Source organism: Microbacterium kribbense (assembly GCF_039537285.1).
GTDB classification, from domain to species: Bacteria; Actinomycetota; Actinomycetes; order Actinomycetales; family Microbacteriaceae; genus Microbacterium; species Microbacterium kribbense.
The window spans coordinates 269050-289623 of sequence record NZ_BAABAF010000008.1 but is presented as its reverse complement, the minus strand read 5'-3'; the positions used below and the strand labels follow the sequence as shown (position 1 = coordinate 289623).

Annotated in this window: 18 protein-coding genes and 1 tRNA gene; 17 read left to right on the top strand and 2 right to left on the bottom strand. The window is 69.9% G+C overall.

What is annotated here, in order from left to right; translation table 11 throughout:
- The first annotated feature begins 1 nt into the window (after window position 1).
- The 15 genes from rpe to ABD705_RS12385 all read left to right on the top strand — a co-directional run bounded on the left by rpe (window position 2) and on the right by ABD705_RS12385 (window position 16507).
- Entirely contained in the window at window positions 2-676 is a 675-nt protein-coding gene (gene rpe, locus ABD705_RS12455) for a ribulose-phosphate 3-epimerase (protein WP_344784042.1), read from the top strand.
- 61 nt (window positions 677-737) lie between these two features.
- Entirely contained in the window at window positions 738-1001 is a 264-nt protein-coding gene (locus tag ABD705_RS12450; RefSeq protein WP_344784040.1) for a phosphoribosyl-ATP diphosphatase, read from the top strand.
- A gap of 44 nt (window positions 1002-1045) precedes the next feature.
- On the top strand, window positions 1046-1885 hold the full coding sequence (gene hisG / locus ABD705_RS12445; protein WP_344784038.1) for an ATP phosphoribosyltransferase: 840 nt from the start codon (window positions 1046-1048) through the stop codon (window positions 1883-1885).
- A complete protein-coding gene (gene hisF / locus ABD705_RS12440) occupies window positions 1885-2670 on the top strand; it encodes an imidazole glycerol phosphate synthase subunit HisF (protein WP_344784036.1) in 786 nt (261 codons plus the stop codon). The genes hisG and hisF overlap by 1 nt, the downstream gene beginning before the upstream one ends.
- Window positions 2667-3026 (top strand): phosphoribosyl-AMP cyclohydrolase, encoded by a 360-nt coding sequence (gene hisI, locus ABD705_RS12435; RefSeq protein ID WP_344784034.1) that lies wholly within the window; start codon window positions 2667-2669, stop codon window positions 3024-3026. The genes hisF and hisI overlap by 4 nt, the downstream gene beginning before the upstream one ends.
- Complete coding sequence (locus ABD705_RS12430; protein WP_344784032.1) at window positions 3023-3622, top strand: Trp biosynthesis-associated membrane protein; 600 nt, start codon at window positions 3023-3025, stop codon at window positions 3620-3622. Before hisI ends, ABD705_RS12430 begins: the two co-directional genes overlap by 4 nt.
- Window positions 3623-3668: 46 nt before the next feature.
- On the top strand, window positions 3669-3899 hold the full coding sequence (locus ABD705_RS12425) for a DUF6704 family protein (protein WP_344784030.1): 231 nt from the start codon (window positions 3669-3671) through the stop codon (window positions 3897-3899).
- 2 nt (window positions 3900-3901) lie between these two features.
- On the top strand, window positions 3902-4699 hold the full coding sequence (trpC, locus tag ABD705_RS12420; RefSeq protein ID WP_344784028.1) for an indole-3-glycerol phosphate synthase TrpC: 798 nt from the start codon (window positions 3902-3904) through the stop codon (window positions 4697-4699).
- Window positions 4696-5904 (top strand): tryptophan synthase subunit beta, encoded by a 1209-nt coding sequence (trpB, locus tag ABD705_RS12415; protein WP_344784026.1) that lies wholly within the window; start codon window positions 4696-4698, stop codon window positions 5902-5904. The genes trpC and trpB overlap by 4 nt, the downstream gene beginning before the upstream one ends.
- Complete coding sequence (gene trpA, locus ABD705_RS12410; RefSeq protein WP_344784024.1) at window positions 5901-6707, top strand: tryptophan synthase subunit alpha; 807 nt, start codon at window positions 5901-5903, stop codon at window positions 6705-6707. Before trpB ends, trpA begins: the two co-directional genes overlap by 4 nt.
- A 10-nt stretch (window positions 6708-6717) precedes the next feature.
- The gene (gene lgt, locus ABD705_RS12405) at window positions 6718-7704 is read left to right on the top strand and encodes a prolipoprotein diacylglyceryl transferase (protein WP_344784022.1); all 987 of its coding nucleotides are present in this window, start codon (window positions 6718-6720) and stop codon (window positions 7702-7704) included.
- Window positions 7705-7769: 65 nt separating this feature from the next.
- Window positions 7770-12344 carry a glutamate synthase large subunit gene (gltB, locus tag ABD705_RS12400; RefSeq protein ID WP_344784020.1) on the top strand — a complete coding sequence of 1525 codons (4575 nt, stop codon included), beginning with the start codon at window positions 7770-7772 and terminating at the stop codon, window positions 12342-12344.
- Complete coding sequence (locus tag ABD705_RS12395) at window positions 12337-13803, top strand: glutamate synthase subunit beta (protein WP_344784018.1); 1467 nt, start codon at window positions 12337-12339, stop codon at window positions 13801-13803. The genes gltB and ABD705_RS12395 overlap by 8 nt, the downstream gene beginning before the upstream one ends.
- Window positions 13804-13868: 65 nt before the next feature.
- On the top strand, window positions 13869-15317 hold the full coding sequence (gene pyk, locus ABD705_RS12390; RefSeq protein WP_344784016.1) for a pyruvate kinase: 1449 nt from the start codon (window positions 13869-13871) through the stop codon (window positions 15315-15317).
- A gap of 29 nt (window positions 15318-15346) precedes the next feature.
- Window positions 15347-16507, top strand: a complete 1161-nt coding sequence (locus ABD705_RS12385; RefSeq protein WP_344784014.1) for a low temperature requirement protein A — start codon at window positions 15347-15349, stop codon at window positions 16505-16507.
- 136 nt (window positions 16508-16643) lie between these two features.
- Here the strand turns inward: ABD705_RS12385 and ABD705_RS12380 are convergent.
- Window positions 16644-16726 (bottom strand) — tRNA-Leu (locus ABD705_RS12380).
- 53 nt (window positions 16727-16779) lie between these two features.
- On the opposite strand from ABD705_RS12380, the gene ABD705_RS12375 reads away from it, so the two are divergent.
- Entirely contained in the window at window positions 16780-17394 is a 615-nt protein-coding gene (locus ABD705_RS12375; RefSeq protein ID WP_344784012.1) for an ANTAR domain-containing response regulator, read from the top strand.
- Here the strand turns inward: ABD705_RS12375 and ABD705_RS12370 are convergent.
- Window positions 17391-17843: a hotdog fold thioesterase gene (locus ABD705_RS12370; protein WP_344784010.1), complete on the bottom strand. Its 453-nt coding sequence runs from the start codon at window positions 17841-17843 to the stop codon at window positions 17391-17393. The two genes, ABD705_RS12375 and ABD705_RS12370, sit on opposite strands and share 4 nt — an antisense overlap.
- 55 nt (window positions 17844-17898) lie before the next feature.
- On the opposite strand from ABD705_RS12370, the gene polA reads away from it, so the two are divergent.
- Window positions 17899-20532, top strand: a complete 2634-nt coding sequence (gene polA, locus ABD705_RS12365) for a DNA polymerase I (protein WP_344784008.1) — start codon at window positions 17899-17901, stop codon at window positions 20530-20532.
- Window positions 20533-20574 lie beyond the last annotated feature (42 nt).

The window sequence follows — 20574 nt, the reverse complement described above, 5'->3', positions numbered from 1 at the left end:
CGTGCCCCATCCTGACGCGCCGCGCATCCACCCCAGCATCCTGGCGGCCGATTTCGTGAACATGCAGGCGGAGCTGGCCCGCATCGCCACCGCCGACTTCGTGCACGTGGACGTGATGGACAACCACTTCGTGCCGAACCTCACCTTCGGCCCGCAGATGGTCGCCCGCGTGCAGGCCACGAGCCCCATCCCACTGGATGTGCACCTGATGATCGACGACCCCGACCGGTGGGCGCCCGAATACGCCGAGCTCGGTGCAGCATCGGTCACTTTCCACCTCGAGGCCGCTACGGAGCCGGTCGCCCTGGCCCGGCGGCTGCGCGCCATCGGCGCCCGCGCCGGCGTCGCCGTCAAGCCCACCACCGCCGTCGAGTCGCTGTTCGACATCCTGGAGGACTTCGATCAGATCCTGGTGATGACCGTCGAGCCCGGCTTCGGCGGTCAGTCGTTCATGCCCGAGACGATGCCCAAGCTGCGGCGCCTGGCCGACGAGGCCCGCCGCCGCGGATCGGCGGTCTGGCTTCAGGTGGACGGCGGCATCTCACCCAATACGATCGCCGCCGCCGCGGAAGCCGGCGCCGACACCTTCGTGGCCGGTTCGGCGGTCTTCGGCGCCGCCGACCCCGCTGCCGCCATCGCGCAGCTGCGCGGGCAGGCGCGGGAGCACCGGCACTGATGAACTCCCGCCGGAGCGTCACGCGGACCGGAGGCCACGCCGGGTTCGATATCCTGGGATGGTGAAGACGTTCGACTCCCTGTTCGCAGAGCTGACTGCGAAGGCGACTGCCCGCCCGTCCGGCTCCGGCACCGTCGCAGAGCTGGACGCCGGCATCCACGCGATCGGCAAGAAGATCGTCGAAGAGGCGGCCGAAGTGTGGATGGCCGCCGAATACGAGACGACGGATGCCGCGGCCGAGGAGATCTCGCAGCTGCTGTACCACCTGCAGGTGATGATGATCGCCAAGGGCCTCTCCCTGGAGGATGTGTACCGACATCTGTGATGTCGTCCCCGCGCCCACACGATCTCTGAACCAGGAAGACCTCGATGCTGCGAATCGCCGTGCCCAACAAGGGCTCGCTGTCTGAAACCGCCGCCGACATGCTCGCCGAGGCGGGCTACAGCGGACGCCGCGATGCCAAGGACCTGCACCACATCGACCCCGAGAATGGGGTCGAGTTCTTCTATCTGCGCCCGCGCGACATCGCCACCTATGTCGGCTCGGGCGCGCTGGATGTGGGCATCACCGGCCGTGACCTGCTGTTGGATGCCCGGGGCCGGGCCCGCGAGATCGAAGCGCTCGGCTTCGGCGACTCCACGTTCCGGTTCGCCGCCGCTCCCGGCCGGTTCCAGGAGGTGTCCGACCTGGACGGCGTGCGCGTGGCCACCGCCTATCCGGGACTGGTCGACGCGTATCTGGACAAGCTGGGCGTCGCCGTCGACCTGGTGCCGCTGGACGGCGCCGTCGAATCCGCCGTCGAGCTCGGGGTCGCCGACGCCGTCGCCGACGTCGTGTCCACCGGCACCACGCTGCGACAGGCGGGCCTGGAGGTCTTCGGCCCGGTCATGCTGGAATCCGAGGCCGTGCTGATCGCCGGCCCGAGCGAGGCCGACGGGGCCGAGACGCTGCTGCGCCGGCTGCGCGGAGTGATGGTGGCACGACGGTACGTGCTCATCGACTACGACCTGCCCGCACGCCTGGTCGATCAGGCCGTCGCGCTCGCGCCGGGCATCGAGTCGCCGACCATCTCGCCGCTGCGCGACCCGGAATGGGTCGCCGTGCGGGTCATGAGCCGGCGCAAGACCGTCAACACGGTGATGGACAGCCTGTACGCCCTGGGCGCACGGGCCATCCTGGTCACCCCGATCCACGCGGCGCGGCTCTGATGACGCTGGCCTGCCGGGTCATCCCGTGCCTGGACGTCGCCGCCGGGCGCGTCGTGAAGGGCGTGAACTTCCAGAACCTGCGCGAGATGGGCGACCCGGTCGAGCTTGCCCTGCAGTACTTCGCCCAGGGCGCCGACGAGCTCACCTTCCTGGATGTCACCGCGACGGTGGACGAGCGCGCCACGACCTACGACGTCGTGCGGCGCACCGCCGAGCAGGTCTTCATCCCGCTGACGGTCGGCGGGGGAGTGCGTTCGGCCGACGACGTCGCAAAGCTGCAGGCGGTGGGTGCCGACAAGGTCGGCGTGAACTCCGCCGCCATCGCCCGGCCCGGACTGATCGACGAGATCGCCGACCGGTTCGGCGCGCAGGTGCTCGTGCTGTCGCTGGACGTGACCCGCTCACCCGGCGTACCGTCCGGCTTCGCGGTGACCACGCACGGCGGGCGGGTGCACACCACGCTGGACGCGCTGGCCTGGGCGCGCGAGGCCATCGACCGCGGCGCCGGCGAGCTGCTGGTGAACTCCATCGACGCCGACGGCACCAAGGCAGGCTTCGATCTCGAGCTGATCGCGCTGATGCGCGAGCTGGCCTCGGTCCCGGTGATCGCCTCCGGCGGCGCGGGCGCCGCAGCCCATTTCGCACCGGCCGTGCACGCGGGCGCCGACGCCGTGCTGGCGGCATCCGTCTTCCACTCCGGGCAGCTCACGATCTCGGACGTCAAGCAGGCGCTGGCCGCCGACGGCATCGTCGTTCGGGCCGGCGCAGAAGGAAGCGCGACATGACCGCATCCATCGACGCGAAGATCGCACGCGTCGCCTTCAACGAGCAGGGTCTGGTTCCGGCCATCATCCAGCAGTGGGACAGCCAGGAGGTCCTGATGCTGGGCTGGATGGACGCCGAGGCGCTGCGTCGCACGCTGAGTGAGGGCCGGGTCACGTTCTGGTCCCGGTCCCGACAGGAGTACTGGCGCAAGGGCGACACCTCCGGCAACATCCAGCTGGTGCGCGGAGCGCGCCTGGACTGCGATGGCGACACCGTGCTGGTCACTGTCCAGCAGGTCGGCGCCGCCTGCCACACCGGAGACCGCACGTGCTTCGACGCCGACGACCTTCAGCCGGCCGCCGGCGGCCGCCCGTGATCGCACGCGCACGCCTGCTGGCCGTCGTCCTGGTCGTGGCCTGCGGCGGTCTGGGCGTGATCTCGTCCACGCAGACCTGGCTGAGCGTCGTGCTGTCCGGCGCCGCCAGCCACGATCTGACCGTGTCGGGAGCGGCCGCCGTGCCGGTGCTGGCGCCGCTGAGCCTGGCGGTGCTGGCGCTGGGCGGCGCGCTGTCGATCGTGGGCACCGTGCTGCGCTACGCGTTCGGCGTGCTGACGATCCTGATCGCGGTGGCCCAGGGCTACCTGGCCGCGCACGTCGCGTTCACGCACCCCGTCTCGGCAGTGGCGCGCACCGTCACCGACGCCACCGGCATCGCCGGCGACTCGGTGTCGGGCCTGATCTCCTCGATCACCGCGAACGCGTGGCCGGTTCTGACCTTGGCGGTATGGGTCCTGCTGCTGGCGGTGGGCGTGTTCATCCTGGCCACGGCGCACCGCTGGAACGACTCCGGCCGCAGGTACCGCGCGGCCCCGTTCGGGCGGCACGGGGCCGCCGGCCGACTCGACGCCGTCGACTCGTGGGATGAGCTCTCCCGGGGCGAGGATCCCACCGGCAGCGGTGAGCCCCGCTAGACTTGTACCCGGGCGCGTCAGAGAACCCCGTAGCCGAAGGAGCCCCATGAGCAACCCCATCGCCGACCCCGGACACGGACACTCGCCGGCCGCATGGACTGCCGTGATCATCATGCTGGTCGCGTTCGCAGTCGGCACCGCGGCGTTCTACCTGGATGTGCCGTGGCTGGTGTACACGGCGGTCGCGTTCATCATCGTGGGTCTGATCGTCGGCTTCGTCATGACGAAGATCGGCTACGGCGTCAACGGCCCCAAGTACCAGCCCAAAGAGCATTGAGCATGCTCGCCGACCTCACGGCCGGCGCCGTCGAGGACGCACAGCTGCGGGCGCAGTCCCGCCCCCTGGCGCAGGTCGAACGCCTCGCCGCCGCGGCCGCACCCGCGCGAGACGCGCGGGTGGCCCTCGCACCGGCGCACCGGGTGAAGGTCATCGCCGAGGTCAAGCGGGCCAGTCCCTCGCGCGGGCACCTCGCCCAGATCCCCGATCCGGCCGCACAGGCGCTGCGCTACCAGGAGGGCGGCGCCAGCGCCATCTCGGTGCTCACCGAGGGGCGCCGGTTCAAGGGGAGCCTCGCCGACCTCGAGGCCGTGTCGGCCGCCGTGCGGCTGCCGGTGCTGCGCAAGGACTTCATCGCCACGCCCTACCAGGTGCTCGAGGCCCGTGCCGCCGGCGCCGACCTGGTGCTGCTGATCGTCGCCGCGCTGGAGCAGAGCCTGCTCGCGCAGCTGCACGAGCTCGTCGGGTCACTGGGCATGACCGCCCTGGTCGAGGCGCACTCCGCGGATGAGATCGTCCGCGCCGCCGACATCGGCGCGGCGATCATCGGCGTCAACGCCCGGGACCTGAAGACCTTCGATCTGGACCGGGACCTGTTCGGGTCGCTGGCCGATCGCATCCCCGCCGGAACCGTGAAGGTCGCCGAATCCGCGGTGCACACCCCAGAGGATGTCGCGCACTACCGCGCGGCCGGTGCGGATGTCGTCCTCATCGGTGAGGCGCTGGTCACCGGCGATCCGGTGGCGACGCTGCGGGCGTTCCTGGGCGAGACCGATCAGCACGACAAGGAGCACGCATGAGCCTTCGCGATGTGCACGGGCCGTTCTTCGGCGACTTCGGCGGCCGCTACATGCCCGAATCGCTGATCGCCGCCATCGACGAGCTGACCGCCGTCTACGAGACGGCCATCGCCGACCCCGCCTTCCACGCCGAACTCGACGCGCTGCTGCACTCCTACGCCGGCCGCCCCTCCGCCCTGACCGAGGTGCCCCGGTTCGCCGAGCACGCCGGCGGCGCACGCGTCTTCCTCAAGCGCGAGGACCTGAACCACACCGGCTCGCACAAGATCAACAATGTGCTGGGCCAGGCGCTGCTGACCAAGCGACTGGGCAAGACCCGGGTCATCGCCGAGACTGGTGCGGGCCAGCACGGGGTGGCCACCGCGACCGCCGCGGCGCTGTTCGGCTTCGACTGCACGATCTACATGGGCGAGGTCGACACGCAGCGCCAGGCGCTGAACGTCGCGCGGATGCGGCTGCTGGGCGCCGAGGTGATCCCGGTCACGACAGGTTCGCGCACCCTGAAGGACGCCATCAACGACGCATACCGGGACTGGGTGGCGAGCGTCGAGACCACCAACTACATCTTCGGCACCGCGGCCGGCCCACACCCGTTCCCGGTGATGGTGCGCGACTTCCAGAAGGTCATCGGCGAAGAGGCGCGCGCGCAGCTGCTGGAGACCGTCGGGCGCCTTCCCGACGCCGTGATCGCCTGCGTCGGCGGCGGCTCGAACGCGATCGGCATGTTCGACGCGTTCCTGGATGACTCCTCCGTCGCGCTCTACGGCGTGGAGGCGGCCGGCGACGGCGTCGACACCGACCGGCAGGCGGCCTCGATCGAGCGCGGCCGGCCCGGCGTGCTGCACGGCGCGAAGACCTTCGTGCTGCAGGACGAGGACGGCCAGACCATCGAGTCGCACTCGATCTCGGCGGGCCTGGACTACCCCGGGGTGGGACCCGAGCACGCCTGGCTCGCCTCGATCGGCCGGGCCGATTACATCCCGGCCACCGACGACGAGGCGATGTCGGCGCTGCGCCTGCTCAGCCGCACCGAGGGCATCATCCCGGCCATCGAATCCGCCCACGCCCTGGCCGGTGCGCTGCGCATCGGACGCGAGCTGGGCCCGGATGGTGTGATCGCCGTCTCGCTCAGCGGCCGCGGCGACAAGGACATGGACACTGCCGCGCGGTACTTCGACCTCTACGACAAGGGAGCCGCGTCATGACGTCCGCCCTGGCCGCGGCCCTCGACGCCGCCCACGCCGCCGGTCGCGGCGCGTTCATCGGCTATCTGCCGCTGGGCTACCCAGACCTGCGCACGAGCATCGAGGCCGCCGTCACGCTCGCCCAGAACGGCGCCGACATCATCGAGCTGGGTCCGCCGTACTCCGACCCGGTGATGGACGGCGCCGTGATCCAGGAGGCGGCCGTGGCCTCGCTCGCGGCCGGCTTCAGGATCCGCGATCTGTTCCCCGCAGTCAAGGAGATCACCGACCGCACGCACGTGCCGGTCGTGGTGATGACGTATTGGAACCTGGTGCTGCAGCACGGCGTCGACCGCTACGCCGACGATCTGCTGGCCGCCGGCGGCGCGGGCCTGATCACGCCCGACATCACTCCGGATGCGGCAGCGGAGTGGATCGCCGCCAGCGAGCGCACGGGCCTTGACCGGGTGTTCCTGGCCGCGCCGACCTCCACCGACGAGCGGCTCGAGCTGATCGCGCGCAGCACCACCGGCTTCATCTACACCGTCTCGACGATGGGCACCACGGGGGAGCGCACCGAGCTGGATGCCGCCGCGCGCACCCTGGTCGGCCGGCTGCGCGCGCACGGCGCCGTGCACTGCTGCGTCGGCATCGGCATCTCCAACGCCGATCATGTCGCCGGCGTGCTGGAGTACGCCGATGGGGCCATCGTCGGCACGGCACTGGTCAAGGCTCTGCGCGACGGCGGGCTGGACGCGCTGGCCGCGACCACGCGGCAGCTGGTCGCGGGCACCGCGCACGGAGCCGGGACACCGAGCGCTTAGACTCGTAGCCATGACGTTTGCCCCCGCCAGTGCGATCAATGGCGTGCTCGCCAGCATCCCGAGCCCCACCATCAGCTACTTCGACATCGGGCCGGTGCGGATCCACTTCTACGCGCTGTGCATCATCGCCGGCATCATCGTCGCGACTCTGATGGCCAACCACCGGCTGACCAAGCGGGGCGCCGAGCCGTGGATCATCATCGACATCCTGCTGATCGCGGTGCCGCTGGCGATCATCTGCGCGCGCATCTACCACGTGCTCACGCACTGGTCTTTCTACTTCGGCCCCGGCGCCAATCCTTGGACGGCGTTCTTCATCTGGGAGGGCGGCATCGCGATCTACGGCGCCCTGATCGGGGGTGCCATCGGCGCGTACCTGGGATGCCGGTGGACCGGCATCCGGTTCTGGACCTTCGCCGACGCGGTGGCCCCGGGCCTGATCATCGCGCAGGCGATGGGGCGGCTGGGCAACTACTTCAACAACGAGCTGTTCGGCCTGCCGACCAACCTGCCCTGGGGCCTGCAGATCCAGTCGACCAACCCGGCCTTTCCGGCGGGCCTGGCTCCGGGCACGCTGTTCCACCCGACGTTCCTGTACGAGATGATCTGGAACCTCCTGGGGGCCGCGGTCATCCTGTGGGCCGGCCACAAGTTCACGATGCGGTGGGGCCGCCAGTTCGGCCTCTACCTGATCTGGTACAGCGCCGGCCGCATCGTCTGGGAGACGATCCGGATCGACCCCAGCGACGTCTTCCTCGGGCTGCGCACCAACGTCTGGGCGGCGATCTTCGGCGTCATCCTCGGTGTGGTCATCATGATCGTGCAGAAGCGCCGGCACACCGGCCTGGAGACATCGCCCTATCGTCCCGGCCGCTCCTGGCACAACGAGGCTGTACAATCGGGAAACACCCCCGAATACGTCGATGTCAGCGAGCCTGGCGACGACGAATCCGCGGCAGACGTCACGAGCGCCGTAGCCGCCCCCGCGGGCCGATAACCGCGGCGGCCTTTCCCTTCCCGGGCCGACGTCGTCCCACCCTGAGAAATGTGAGGACGGCAGACATGCCCGTGACCCCAGCCGACAGCGCCCTCGGCGGCTCCCTCCCACCCCGGCAGGGGCTGTACAACCCGGCTTTCGAGAAGGATGCCTGCGGTCTGGCCATGGTCGCCACCCTCCGCGGCGCCCCGGGCCATGACATCATCGAGCTCGCCCTGACGGCACTGCGCAATCTCGAGCACCGCGGGGCGATCGGCTCCGACGCCGGAACCGGCGACGGCGCGGGCATCCTCACCCAGATGCCCGACGCGTTCCTGCGCGCGGTCGTCGGCTTCGAGCTGCCGCCTGCGGGCGAGTACGCCGCGGGCACCGTGTTCCTGCCGACCGAGCCGGCCGAGCGCGACGCGCTCAAGCAGTCCATCGAGCGCCTGGCGCAGTCCGAAGACCTTCACGTCCTCGGCTGGCGCGAGGTGCCGACCGACGACGACCAGCTCGGCAAGCTCGCGCTGGCGGCGTGCCCCGGGTTCGAGCAGCTGTTCTTGTCCCGCCCCGCCATCGGTGGTGCGCCGGCGATGAGCGGGCTCGAACTCGACCGTGTCGTCTATCGACTCCGCAAGCGCGCCCAGCATGAGCTGGGCGCGTATTTCGTCTCGCTGTCGTGCCGCACCCTGGGCTACAAGGGCATGGTCACGACCCTCCAGCTGGAGCCGTTCTACCCGGACCTGCAGGACGAGCGGTTCGCCTCCGAGCTGGCCGTCGTGCACTCGAGATACTCCACCAACACCTTCCCGTCCTGGCGACTGGCCCAGCCGCTGCGGATGATCGCCCACAACGGCGAGATCAACACGATCGGCGGCAACCGCAACTGGATGCGCGCGCGGCAGTCGCAGCTGGCATCCGATCTGCTCGGCGACATGGCGCCGCTGCTGCCGATCTGCACGCCCGGCGGCAGCGACTCGGCCTCGTTCGACGAAGTCCTCGAGCTGCTGACCCTCAGCGGCCGCAGCCTGCCGCACGCGATGCTGATGATGGTGCCCGAAGCCTACGAGGGCCGCACCGATCTGGCCCCCGACCTGCGTGCGTTCTACGAGTACCATTCCCTGCAGATGGAGCCGTGGGACGGCCCGGCCGCGATGATCTGCACCGACGGGAGCCTGGTCAGCGCGACGCTGGACCGCAACGGCCTGCGGCCCGGACGCTGGCTGGTCACCACCGATGGCCTGGTGGTGGTCGCCAGCGAGACCGGCGTGCTCGACATCGCCCCCGAGCGCATCGCGCGCCTGGGCCGGCTGCAGCCCGGGCGCATGTTCGTCGTCGACACCGCCGCACGGCGGATCGTCGAGGACGAAGAGGTCAAGGCGGAGCTTGCCGCACTGCAGCCCTGGGCGCTCTGGCTCCGGCAGAAGCTGGCGCTGAACGAACTGCCCGACCGCGAGCACATCGTGCACCCCATCGCCTCGATCACCCGCCGGCAGCGCACCTTCGGCTACACCGAGGAAGAGATCCAGGTGCTGCTGGCACCGATGGGACAGCACGGCGCAGAGCCCATCGGCGCGATGGGCACCGACACGCCCATCGCTGCGATCAGCGACCGTCCCCGGCTGCTGTTCGACTACTTCGCGCAGCAGTTCGCCCAGGTCACCAACCCGCCGCTGGACTCGATCCGCGAATCCGTCGTGACGAGCCTGGAAGCCGGCATCGGCCCGGAGCGCAACCTGCTCGCCTGGGGTCCGGACCACGCCCGGCAGATCACGATCGACTTCCCGGTGCTCGACAACGACGAGCTCGCGAAGATCCAGAACATCGAGCGCACCATGCCCGGGCGGCGCGCCGTGACCCTGCACGGCCTGTACCACTTCGACGCCGGCCCCGGCACGATGCGCCGGCGGCTGACCGAGCTGTGCGCCGAGGCCGATGCGGCCATCGCCGACGGCGCCGAGTTCCTGATCCTGTCCGACCGCGACTCGAACAAGGACCTCGTCCCGATCCCGTCGCTGCTGCTGGTCTCGGCCATCCACCATCATCTGATCCGCAACCAGGACCGGATGAAGGTCGGACTCGTCGTGGAGGCGGGCGACGTGCGCGAGGTGCACCACGTGGCCACGCTGCTGGGCTACGGCGCGTCGGCGGTGAACCCGTACCTGGCGATGGAGACCGTGGAGTACCTCGCCCGATCGGGCGTGATCGAGGGCCTCGAACCCGAAGCGGCCGTGGCCAACGTCATCCACGCGCTGGGCAAGGGCGTGCTGAAGGTCATGTCGAAGATGGGCATCTCGACCATCGCGTCTTACGCCGGCGCACAGGTGTTCGAGGCGATCGGGCTCGGGCAGGAGCTGATCGACGAGTTCTTCACCGGCACCGAGTCCAAGCTCGGCGGCATCGGCCTGGAGGACGTCGAGGCGGAGAACCAGCAGCGGCACGACTTCGCCTACCCGCCCGACGACGCCGCGCGCGTGCACGAGCGGCTGTGGACCGGCGGCGAGTACCAGTGGCGCCGCAACGGCCCGCCGCACCTGTTCAACCCCGAGACCGTGTTCCGGCTGCAGCACGCGACGCGCACCCGCCGGTACGACATCTTCCGCGACTACACCCGTCGCATCGACGATCAGGCTGCCGAGCTGAAGACGCTGCGCGGCATGTTCACGCTGCGCACGGGCGTGCGCCCGCCGGTGCCGCTGGAGGAGGTCGAACCCGTCTCGTCCATCGTGCGCCGGTTCGCCACCGGTGCGATGAGCTATGGGTCGATCTCGCGGGAGGCCCATGAGACCCTCGCGATAGCGATGAACTCGATCGGCGGCAAGTCCAACACCGGCGAGGGCGGCGAGGAGGTCGACCGGCTGCTGGACCCGTCGCGGCGCAGCGCCATCAAGCAGGTGGCGTCGGCGCGCTTCGGCGTGACCAGTCTGTATCTGACCAGTGCGGACGACCTGCAGATCAAGCTGGCACAGGGCGCCAAGCCGGGGGAAGGCGGCCAGCTGCCGCCGGGCAAGGTGTACCCCTGGATCGCGCGCACCCGGCATGCGACCCCCGGCGTCGGGCTGATCTCGCCGCCGCCGCATCACGACATCTACTCGATCGAAGACCTCAAGCAGCTGATCTTCGACCTCAAGCACGCCAACCCGGACGCCCGGGTGCACGTGAAGCTGGTCAGCCAATCCGGCATCGGCGCGGTGGCCGCGGGGTGTGCGAAGGCGCTGGCCGACGTCATCCTGGTCTCGGGGCACGACGGCGGCACCGGCGCGAGCCCACTGGGCTCGCTCAAGCACGCCGGCACCCCCTGGGAGCTCGGCCTGGCCGAAACGCAGCAGACGCTGATGCTCAACGGACTGCGCGACCGGGTGGTGGTGCAGACCGACGGACAGCTCAAGACCGGGCGCGACGTCATCATCGCCGCCCTGCTGGGCGCCGAGGAGTTCGGGTTCGCGACGGCGCCGCTGATCGTGTCGGGGTGCATCATGATGCGCAAGTGCCATCTGAACACCTGCCCGGTGGGCGTGGCCACGCAGGACCCGACGCTGCGGGACCGGTTCACCGGCAAGGCCGAGTTCGTCGTGAACTTCATGCAGTTCATGGCCGAGGAGGTGCGCGAGCTGCTCGCGTCGCTCGGGTTCCGGACGCTGGAAGAGGCCGTCGGCCACCACGAGCTGCTGGATGTCAACGAGGCGCTGCAGCACTTCAAGGCCCGGGGGCTCGACCTGGAGCCGATCCTGGTCGGACCCGAATTCGAGCCGGACGCGCCGCGGCGCCACCTGCGCGATCAAGATCACGATCTGTCGTCCCACATCGACGTGCAGCTGATCGAGCGTGCGCAGGAGGTCATCGCCGCCGGCGGGCAGGTGCACATCGACATGCCGGTGCACAATACCGACCGCGCGATCGGCACGATGCTCGGCAACCGCGTCACGAAGGCGCACGGCGAATTCGGGCTGCCCACCGACTCGATCACCGTCGACCTGACCGGGTCGGCCGGGCAGTCGCTGGGCGCGTTCCTGCCCGCCGGCATCACGCTGCGGCTGCACGGCGACACGAATGACTACGTCGCCAAGGGCCTGTCCGGCGGCCACGTGATCATCCGGCCGCCCGAAGGCGCGCACTTCGACGCCGCCACCAACGTCAGCGCCGGCAACGTGATCGGCTACGGGGCCACCAGCGGCATGCTGCTGGTGTGCGGGCAGGTGGGGGAGCGCTTCCTGGTACGCAACTCCGGCGCCACCGCCGTGGTCGAAGGCGTCGGCGATCACGCCCTCGAGTACATGACCGGCGGCATGGCCGTCATCCTCGGACCCACCGGGCGCAACCTCGGCGCGGGGATGTCCGGCGGCAGCGCGTATGTCTACCGGCTGGACACCGATCTGGTCAACAGCGACGCGCTGCGCGACGGATCGTTGATGATCGACCCGCTCGGACCGGCCGATGCCGCAATCGTGCGCGACCTGCTGCAACGCCATGTCGACGAGACCGGCTCGGCTCTCGCCGCGGCGATGCTGGCGAACTTCGATGAGACCGTCGCCGACTTCTCCCGCATCCTCCCGCGCGAGTACGCGGCGGTGCTGCAGACCCGGCAGGACGCGATCGAGGAGGGGCTGGACCCCGACGGCGACGTCGTCTGGAACCGCATTCTGGAGGTGACCCATGGCTGACCCCCATGGCTTTCTGAAGCTCACCCACCGCGAGCAGCCGCCGCGCCGTCCGGTGCCGGTGCGCATCATGGACTGGCGCGAGGTGTACGAGCCGGCCGACACGGCCATGGTCGGCAGGCAGGCCAGCCGCTGCATGGACTGCGGCGTGCCGTTCTGCCACCACGGCTGCCCGCTGGGCAACCTCATCCCGGAGTGGAACGACCTGGTGCGTCAGGACCGCTGGCAGGCTGCCAGCGAACGACTGCACGCGACCAACAACTTCCCGGAGCTGACCGGCCGGCTCTGCCCCGCACCGTGCGAGAGCGCGTGCGTGCTGGGCATCAACCAGCCGGCCGTCACGATCAAGCGCATCGAGCAGACCATCGCCGATGAGGCCTTCGCGCACGGCTGGGTGCGCCCGCAGCCCCCCGCCCGCCTGACCGGGCGGACCGTCGCCATCGTCGGGTCCGGACCGGCGGGCCTGGCCGCCGCCCAGCAGCTCACCCGCGCGGGGCACACCGTCGCGGTGTACGAGCGCGACGACCGCGTCGGCGGTCTGCTGCGCTACGGCATCCCCGAGTTCAAGCTCGAGAAGGCGGTGCTCGAACTGCGGCTGGAGCAGCTGCGCGGCGAGGGCACCATCTTCCGCACCGGCGTCGAGATCGGCCGGGACATCACCTGGGACCAGCTGCGCACCCGGTACGACGCGGTCGTGGTCGCCACCGGCGCGCTGGTGCCGCGCGATCTGCCCCTGCCCGGGCGCGGGGCCGACGGCATCCATTACGCGATGGAGTACCTCGTCCAGGCGAACCACGCCTCCGCCGGCGACACGGTGCCTGATCAGATCACCGCCGCCGACAAGCACGTCGTGGTCATCGGCGGTGGCGACACCGGCTCGGATTGCATCGGCACCGCGCACCGGCAGGGAGCGCGCAGCGTGACGAACCTGGCGATCGGCAAACGGCCGCCGGTCGACCGGCCCGACCACCAGCCGTGGCCGATGTCGCCGAAGATCTTCGAGGTGCAGTCTTCGCACGAAGAGGGCGGCACGCGCAGCTACCTGGCCTCCACCGTCGAGTTCCGCACCGACGAGGCCGGCCGGGTGCGTGCGCTGCGGGTCGCCGAGACCGAGGTCTCCGACGGTGTCCGGCGCCCCAAGCCCGGCACCGAGCACGAGATCCCCGCGGACCTCGTGCTGATCGCGATGGGCTTCGCCGGCACCGAGCAGGACACGCTGCGCAGCCAGATCGGCGCGAGCTTCAGCCGGCTGGGCGCGCTCAAGCGCGGTGCCGACTTCCAGACCGGGCAGCCCGGCGTGTTCGTGGCCGGGGACGCCGGGCGCGGGCAGTCGCTGATCGTCTGGGCGATCGCCGAGGGCCGTGCCGCGGCCGCGAGCGTCGACCGGTACCTGTCGGGCGACACGATGCTGCCCGCCTTCGTCGCGCCGACCGATTCCGCGATCAGCTTGGACCCCGCGTAGGCTGGCCAGAGTCTGCCCGCTCAGACAATCTGCTTTTCACATACGAACCCGGAGTACAGCTCTCTATGAGACGCGCGAAAATCGTCGCCACACTCGGGCCCGCGACATCGACGTATGAGATGGTCCGTGCGATCATCGACGCCGGTGTGGATGTGGCCCGATTCAACCTCAGCCACGGCGACTACGCCGTGCACGAGAACAATTTCGCCAACGTGCGCAAGGCTGCCGATGACGCGCGCCGCGCCGTGGCGATCCTGGTCGACCTGCAGGGGCCGAAGATCCGCCTGGGCCGGTTCGCCGACGGCCCGCACGACCTCGCCGTCGGCGATGTCTTCAAGATCACCACGGAAGACGTGCCCGGCACGAAAGAACTCGTCTCCACGACGTTCAAGGGCCTGCCCCAGGACGTGAAGGCCGGCGACTTCCTGCTCATCGACGACGGCAAGGTGCGGGTCCAGGTCGAATCCACCGACGGCACCGTCGTGACCACCCGGGTCATCGTGGCCGGCACGGTCTCCAACAACAAGGGCATCAATCTGCCCGGCGTCGCCGTGAACGTCCCTGCGCTCAGCGCGAAGGACGAGGCGGATCTGCGCTGGGGCCTGCGCATCGGCGCCGATCTGATCGCGCTGTCGTTCGTGCGCGACGCGAGCGACATCGAGCGCGTGCACGCGATCATGGCCGAAGAGGGCCGCAAGGTGCCGGTGATCGCCAAGATCGAGAAACCGCAGGCCGTGGACCACCTCGAGGAGATCATCGACGCGTTCGACGGCATCATGGTCGCCCGCGGCGACCTGGGCGTGGAGCTGCCGCTGGAGGCGGTGCCGATCGTGCAGAAGCGCGCCGTCGAGCTGTGCCGCCGGATGGCCAAGCCGGTCATCGTCGCCACCCAGATGCTCGAGTCGATGATCAGCAACCCGGTGCCCACCCGCGCTGAGACCAGCGACGTGGCCAACGCCGTGCTGGACGGCGCCGACGCGGTCATGCTCTCGGGTGAGACGAGCGTGGGGGAGTACCCCGTCGTGGTCGTGCAGACCATGGCCCGGATCATCGAGTCGACCGAGGACCACGGTCTGGAGCGCATCCTGCCGCTGGGCACGACCCCACGCACGCAGGGCGGAGCGATCACCGCCGCGGCCCTGGAGGTCGCCGAGTTCGTCGATGCGAAGTTCATCTGCATCTTCACCGAGTCCGGCGACACGGCGCGGCGGATGTCGCGGCTGCGCCCGAAGATCCCCATGATCGCGTTCACCCCGGAGCCGGCCATCCGCCGCCGGATGGCGCTGACCTGGGGCATCCAGTCGACCCTCGTGGAGCACGTGCCGCACACCGACCGGATGTTCCATCAGGTCGACGACTTCATGCTCGGCACCGAGGTCGCCGAGGTCGGCGCCAAGGTCGTCGTGATCTCGGGATCGCCTCCCGGGATCACCGGCTCGACCAACGACATCCGCATCCACAAGGTCGGCGACGCGGCGCACGGCGCAGCGCCGATCTACCGGGAAGGCAAGTAGCGGCGCAGGCGTCGGTCTAGGCTGTGCCCGTGAGCGCCGAGCCGGAACCGCCGCAGCAGGCCTTCGGCCGTCGCGTGCACTGGCTCGAGCTGTTCTTCGACCTGGTGATGGCCGCCTATATCGGTCAGATCGCGCTCGGGCTGCACGGCGACCCGACCTGGGGCGACGTGGGGGCGTTCGTCGTGCTGCTGGCGACTGCGTGGTGGGCGTGGGTGAACGCCAGCATCACGATGAACCTGTTCGGCGCGCGCGTCACGCCGGTGCTGTGGGTGGCGGGCACCGTCGCGATGATGGCGATCGGGCTGATGGCCGTGGCCGTGCCCGACGCGCTCGGCCAGCGCGCGGCGGCCTTCGCGATCGGCAACGCGGCCATCCGGCTGGTGTGGATGACGCCGTGGTTCATCCAGCGGCGTCGCACCGGGGCCGTCTGGTGGCGGCCGGTGCTGTACAACCTCCTGCCGGCGGCGCTGTGGCTGGTCTCGATCGCGCTGCCGATGCCGTGGCAGTTCGTGCTCTGGGCCGCTGCTGTCGCCGTCGAGATGGTGCTGCTGGGCACGATCCGCCGATCCGGACCGTGGCTGCAGCAGAACCTGGATCTGGACCACATGATCGAGCGGGTCAACCTGCTGGTGGTGATCGTGTTCGGCGAATCGGTCATCTCGATCATCGCGCAGCTGTCGGAGCACTGGATGCCGCTGCCGGCGCTCTGCGCAGCCCTCGGGTTCAGCACGGTGGCGCTGCTGGCGTGGATCTTCTTCGGGCACGCGGTGATCGGGGTCGAGCGCGGACTGCACCGGCTGCAGCAGGCCGGCAGCCTGTCGGGGCTGCGCGACACCGTGATGTACCTGCCGTACCTGCTGGTGGCGGGCATCGTGATGCTGGCGGCCGCCCTGGGCACCGCGGTGGCCGACGCAGCGGCTCGGTTGCCGCTGGGCGTCACGCTGCGCCTGGCCGCGGGCATCGCACTGTTCTTCGTCGCGGCGGGGGCGGAGTCGCTGCGCTACGGCGCACCATGGCGCGACGTGGTCGGCTGGGCGCCGGCCGGACTTGTGCTGCCCTGGCTGTGCGTGCCGCTCGCGCGCCTCGTGCCGGCGTGGGGCGTCGTGGCCGGCGCGCTGCTCGTGGTCGCCGCGCTGACCGTGCTGCTCACACGCAACGCGACCCGCATCGCACGCCGCCGACACGCCTGATCTCTGGTGGCCCGGCTCGCGACGGGTGAGAAGGTGCCGAGGGTGGGAGACCACGGGTACAGGTTTTCCCGCATGGAAGTGTGGCATGACACATTCGAGAGGGCCAACTTCCGCGCAGTGCCGCGGCAAAACGGGGTGCCGATGGTGGGAGTCGAACCCACACGCCCTTTCGGGCAACCGAGTTTGAGTCGGTCGCGTCTGCCATTCCGCCACATCGGCGTACCGATCGTGCCGATCGCACGCCGGGAACGACGATACCGTAGGATTCAAACGTGACTGAGCAGGAACAGAATCCCACTTCTTCCGCGCCGCGCCGTGTCGTGGTCGCCGAAGACGAATCATTGATCCGTCTGGACATCGTCGAGATCCTGCGCGACAACGGCTTCGACGTCGTCGGTGAGGCCGGAGACGGCGAGACGGCCGTGGCGCTTGCCACAGAGTTGCGGCCGGACCTGGTGATCATGGACGTGAAGATGCCGCAGCTGGACGGCATCTCGGCGGCCGAGAAGCTCAGCAAGAACCACATCGCCCCGGTCGTGCTGCTGACGGCGTTCAGCCAGAAGGAGCTCGTCGAGCGCGCCAGCGAGGCCGGCGCGCTGGCCTACGTCGTCAAGCCGTTCACTCCAAACGACCTGCTGCCGGCGATCGAGATCGCCCTGGCCCGCTACGAGCAGATCATCACGCTCGAGGCCGAGGTGGCCGACATGGTCGAGCGCTTCGAGACCCGCAAGCTCGTGGACCGGGCCAAGGGCCTGCTCAACGAGAAGATGGGCCTGACCGAACCCGAGGCGTTCCGCTGGATCCAGAAGGCGTCGATGGACCGGCGCCTGACGATGCAGGATGTCGCCAAGGCCATCATCGAGCAGCTCGCGCCGAAGAAGGCCTAGCCCCGCGGCATGTCCTTGATGAGGTTCGTGATGCGCACCGTGGAGCAGCGCCGGCCCTGATCGTCGGAGACCACTATCTCGTGCACCGTCATGGTGCGGCCGAGGTGGATCGGCGTGCACACGCCGGTCACCAGACCCGACTTCGCCGAACGGGTGTGCGTCGCGTTGATGTCGGTGCCGACCGCCAACCGCCCCGGGCCGGCGTACAGGTTCGCAGCCATCGACCCGAGCGACTCACCGAGGACGACATACGCACCGCCGTGCAAGAGACCGACCGGCTGGGTGTTGCCCTCGACCGGCATGGTCGCGACCGATCGCTCGATAGTGAACTCCACCCACTCGAAGCCCATCTTCGCCGCCAGCGCCCCGACGCCGCGGCGGCGGGCCCAGGCGAGGGCCTCGGACTCCGTCGGCGGAACGAACGGCTCCACGGGGGCCTGGTCGGACATCGCTCACCTTCGGTCGACGAATCGGGATGTCCGTCGCGCTGGCTAGGCTGTCAGGGTGACGGACTCCGCAAAGCCTACCCTTCTGGTTGTCGACGGTCATTCGCTGGCCTACCGCGCGTTCTACGCACTGCCGGTCGAGAACTTCTCCACGAAGGACGGGCAGCACACCAACGGCATCTACGGATTCCTCTCGATGCTGGTGAACCTGATCAAGGCTGAGCAGCCGACCCACATGGCGGTCGCCTTCGACACGTCCCGCGTCTCGTTCCGCACCCGGGAGTACCCGGAGTACAAGGGCACCCGCAGCGAATCGCCCGCCGAGTTCCGCGGGCAGATCCCGCTTTTGCAGGAGTGTCTGGCGGCGATGAGCATCTCGGTGCTCACGAAAGAAGACGTCGAAGCCGACGATATCCTGGCCACCCTCGCGACCCAGGGCACCGAGGCCGGCTACACCGTGCTGGTGTGCTCGGGCGACCGCGACAGCATCCAGCTCGTGAACGACCAGGTCACGCTGCTGTATCCGAGCGTGCAGGGCGTCTCGCAGCTCAAGCGCTACGACCCGGCGGCCGTGTATGAGAAGTACGGCGTCGAGCCCGCGCAGTACCCCGACATCGCGGCTCTGGTGGGCGAGACCAGCGACAACCTGCCCGGTGTGCCCAAGGTCGGCGAGAAGACCGCGGTGAAGTGGCTGAACCAGTTCGGATCGCTGGATGCGATCCTCGACGGCGCCGACCAGATCAAGGGCGTCGTCGGCGGCAACCTGCGCGATCACCTCGATGACGTGCGCCGCAACCGCCGGCTCAATCGGCTGCTCACCGACGTGGAGCTGCCGCTGGGCCCGGCCGACCTGGCGGTACGGCCGATCGACGAGGTCGCGGTGCGCGACATCTTCTCGCGGCTCGAGTTCCGCACGCTGCTGCCGCGCGTGTTCGACGCCACCGGCACCGTCGTCGCCGAGGAGGCGCCCGAGCAGATCGCCACCGCACCCGAACCCGGCCAGCCGGCGCCGCACGAGCTGGCGGCGTGGCTCGAGGCCGCGACCGGCGAGATCGGCGTCACCGTGACGGTCGAGGCAGGCCTGCCACGACGGCTCGGCTTCGCGGTCGCCGATGCCGCGGTCGAGACCGGCTGGTCGCCCGAGGTCGCCGCGGCCATCGGCGGCTGGCTGACCTCCGACGCACCCAAGGTGCTGTGCGACGCCAAGCCCCAGTACAAGGCGCTGCGCCGGGCCGGCGCCGACGCCGCCGGAGTGGCCTACGACGTGCTGATCGCCGGGTGGCTGGCGCGGCCGAGCTTTCCCGACAAGACGCTCGGTCACCTGGTCGAGCGCTACCTGGACGAGAAGCTGCCCGAGGCCGACCCTGCCCAGCTGGTGCCCGAGCACGACGGCGCCACCCCCGGCCAGTTGTCCTGGTATGCGCTGCGGGTCGCGCGGGCCCAGCGCGACCGGCTTCCGGAGCGAGTGGCCGGGGTACTCGCCGACATCGAGCTGCCGACCCTGGTCGCCCTCGCCGAAATGGAACTGGCCGGCGTCGCCGTCTCGCACGCCGTGCTCTCCGAATTCTCCGGCGAGCTCGGCGCCCGAGCTGATGCCCTCGCCCAGGACGCCTACGCCGCGATCGGGCGCGAAGTGAACCTCGGCTCGCCCAAGCAGCTGCAGGAGGTGCTGTTCGACGAGCTCGAGCTGCCCAAGACCCGCAAGACCAAGACCGGGTACACGACGGATGCCGGGGCGCTGGCCACTCTGCAGGAGACCAATCCGCACCCGTTCCTCGACCTGCTGCTGCAGCACCGCGAGGCGACGAAGCTGCGCCAGATCATCGAATCGCTGGATGTCGCCATCGCGTCGGATCGCCGCATCCACACGACCTATCTGCAGACCGGCAGCCAGACCGGGCGTCTGTCGAGCACCGACCCGAACCTGCAGAACATCCCGGTGCGCACCGAGGAGAGCCGGCGCATCCGCACGGCCTTCGAGGTCGGCGACGGCTACGAGACGCTGCTGACGGCGGACTACTCGCAGATCGAGATGCGCATCATGGCGCATCTGTCCGAGGACCCCGGCCTGATCGAGGCGTTCCGCACGGGGGAGGACCTGCATCGGTTCGTGGGGTCGCGGGTGTTCGGCGTCACGCCCGCCGAGGTGACCTCGGCGATGCGCTCGAAGGTCAAGGCGATGTCGTACGGCCTGGTCTACGGATTGAGCGCCTTCGGGCTGTCCAAGCAGCTGCGCATCGAGCAGTCCGAGGCCAAGCAGCTGATGGCCGAGTACTTCGCCCGGTTCGGCGCCGTGCGCGACTATCTGCGCGCCTCCGTTGAGCAGGCCCGGATCGACGGGTACACCGAGACGATCTATGGGCGCCGCCGGCCGTTCCCCGACCTGACCAGCCCCAACCGGGTGCTGCGCGAGAACGCCGAGCGCGCGGCGCTGAACGCCCCCATTCAGGGCAGCGCCGCCGACATCATGAAGATCGCCCTGGTGCGCATCCACCGGCAGTTCCGTGAGGAGCACCTCGCTTCACGGATGCTGCTGCAGATACATGACGAACTCGTGGTCGAGGTGGCGCCGGGGGAGTGGGATGCCGCCGAGCGCATCGTGCGGGGGCGGATGGGCGATGCCGCCGAGCTGACGGTGCCGCTGGACGTGCAGATCGGCCGCGGCCCGAACTGGGACGCCGCCGCGCACTGACCCGACCGGCCTTCGGTGCGGCGGATTGCCGGGTGCCGGCCG

Bases quoted from the DNA above. Each gene is read 5' to 3' on its own strand.
- hisG (WP_344784038.1), top strand. From the start codon at position 1,046: ATGCTGCGAATCGCCGTGCCCAACAAGGGCTCGCTGTCTGAAACCGCC.
- hisF (WP_344784036.1), top strand. From the start codon at position 1,885: ATGACGCTGGCCTGCCGGGTCATCCCGTGCCTGGACGTCGCCGCCGGG.
- hisI (WP_344784034.1), top strand. From the start codon at position 2,667: ATGACCGCATCCATCGACGCGAAGATCGCACGCGTCGCCTTCAACGAG.
- ABD705_RS12425 (WP_344784030.1), top strand. From the start codon at position 3,669: ATGAGCAACCCCATCGCCGACCCCGGACACGGACACTCGCCGGCCGCA.
- trpC (WP_344784028.1), top strand. From the start codon at position 3,902: ATGCTCGCCGACCTCACGGCCGGCGCCGTCGAGGACGCACAGCTGCGG.
- trpB (WP_344784026.1), top strand. From the start codon at position 4,696: ATGAGCCTTCGCGATGTGCACGGGCCGTTCTTCGGCGACTTCGGCGGC.
- trpA (WP_344784024.1), top strand. From the start codon at position 5,901: ATGACGTCCGCCCTGGCCGCGGCCCTCGACGCCGCCCACGCCGCCGGT.
- lgt (WP_344784022.1), top strand. From the start codon at position 6,718: ATGACGTTTGCCCCCGCCAGTGCGATCAATGGCGTGCTCGCCAGCATC.
- gltB (WP_344784020.1), top strand. From the start codon at position 7,770: ATGCCCGTGACCCCAGCCGACAGCGCCCTCGGCGGCTCCCTCCCACCC.
- ABD705_RS12395 (WP_344784018.1), top strand. From the start codon at position 12,337: ATGGCTGACCCCCATGGCTTTCTGAAGCTCACCCACCGCGAGCAGCCG.
- pyk (WP_344784016.1), top strand. From the start codon at position 13,869: ATGAGACGCGCGAAAATCGTCGCCACACTCGGGCCCGCGACATCGACG.
- ABD705_RS12370 (WP_344784010.1), bottom strand. From the start codon at position 17,843: ATGTCCGACCAGGCCCCCGTGGAGCCGTTCGTTCCGCCGACGGAGTCC.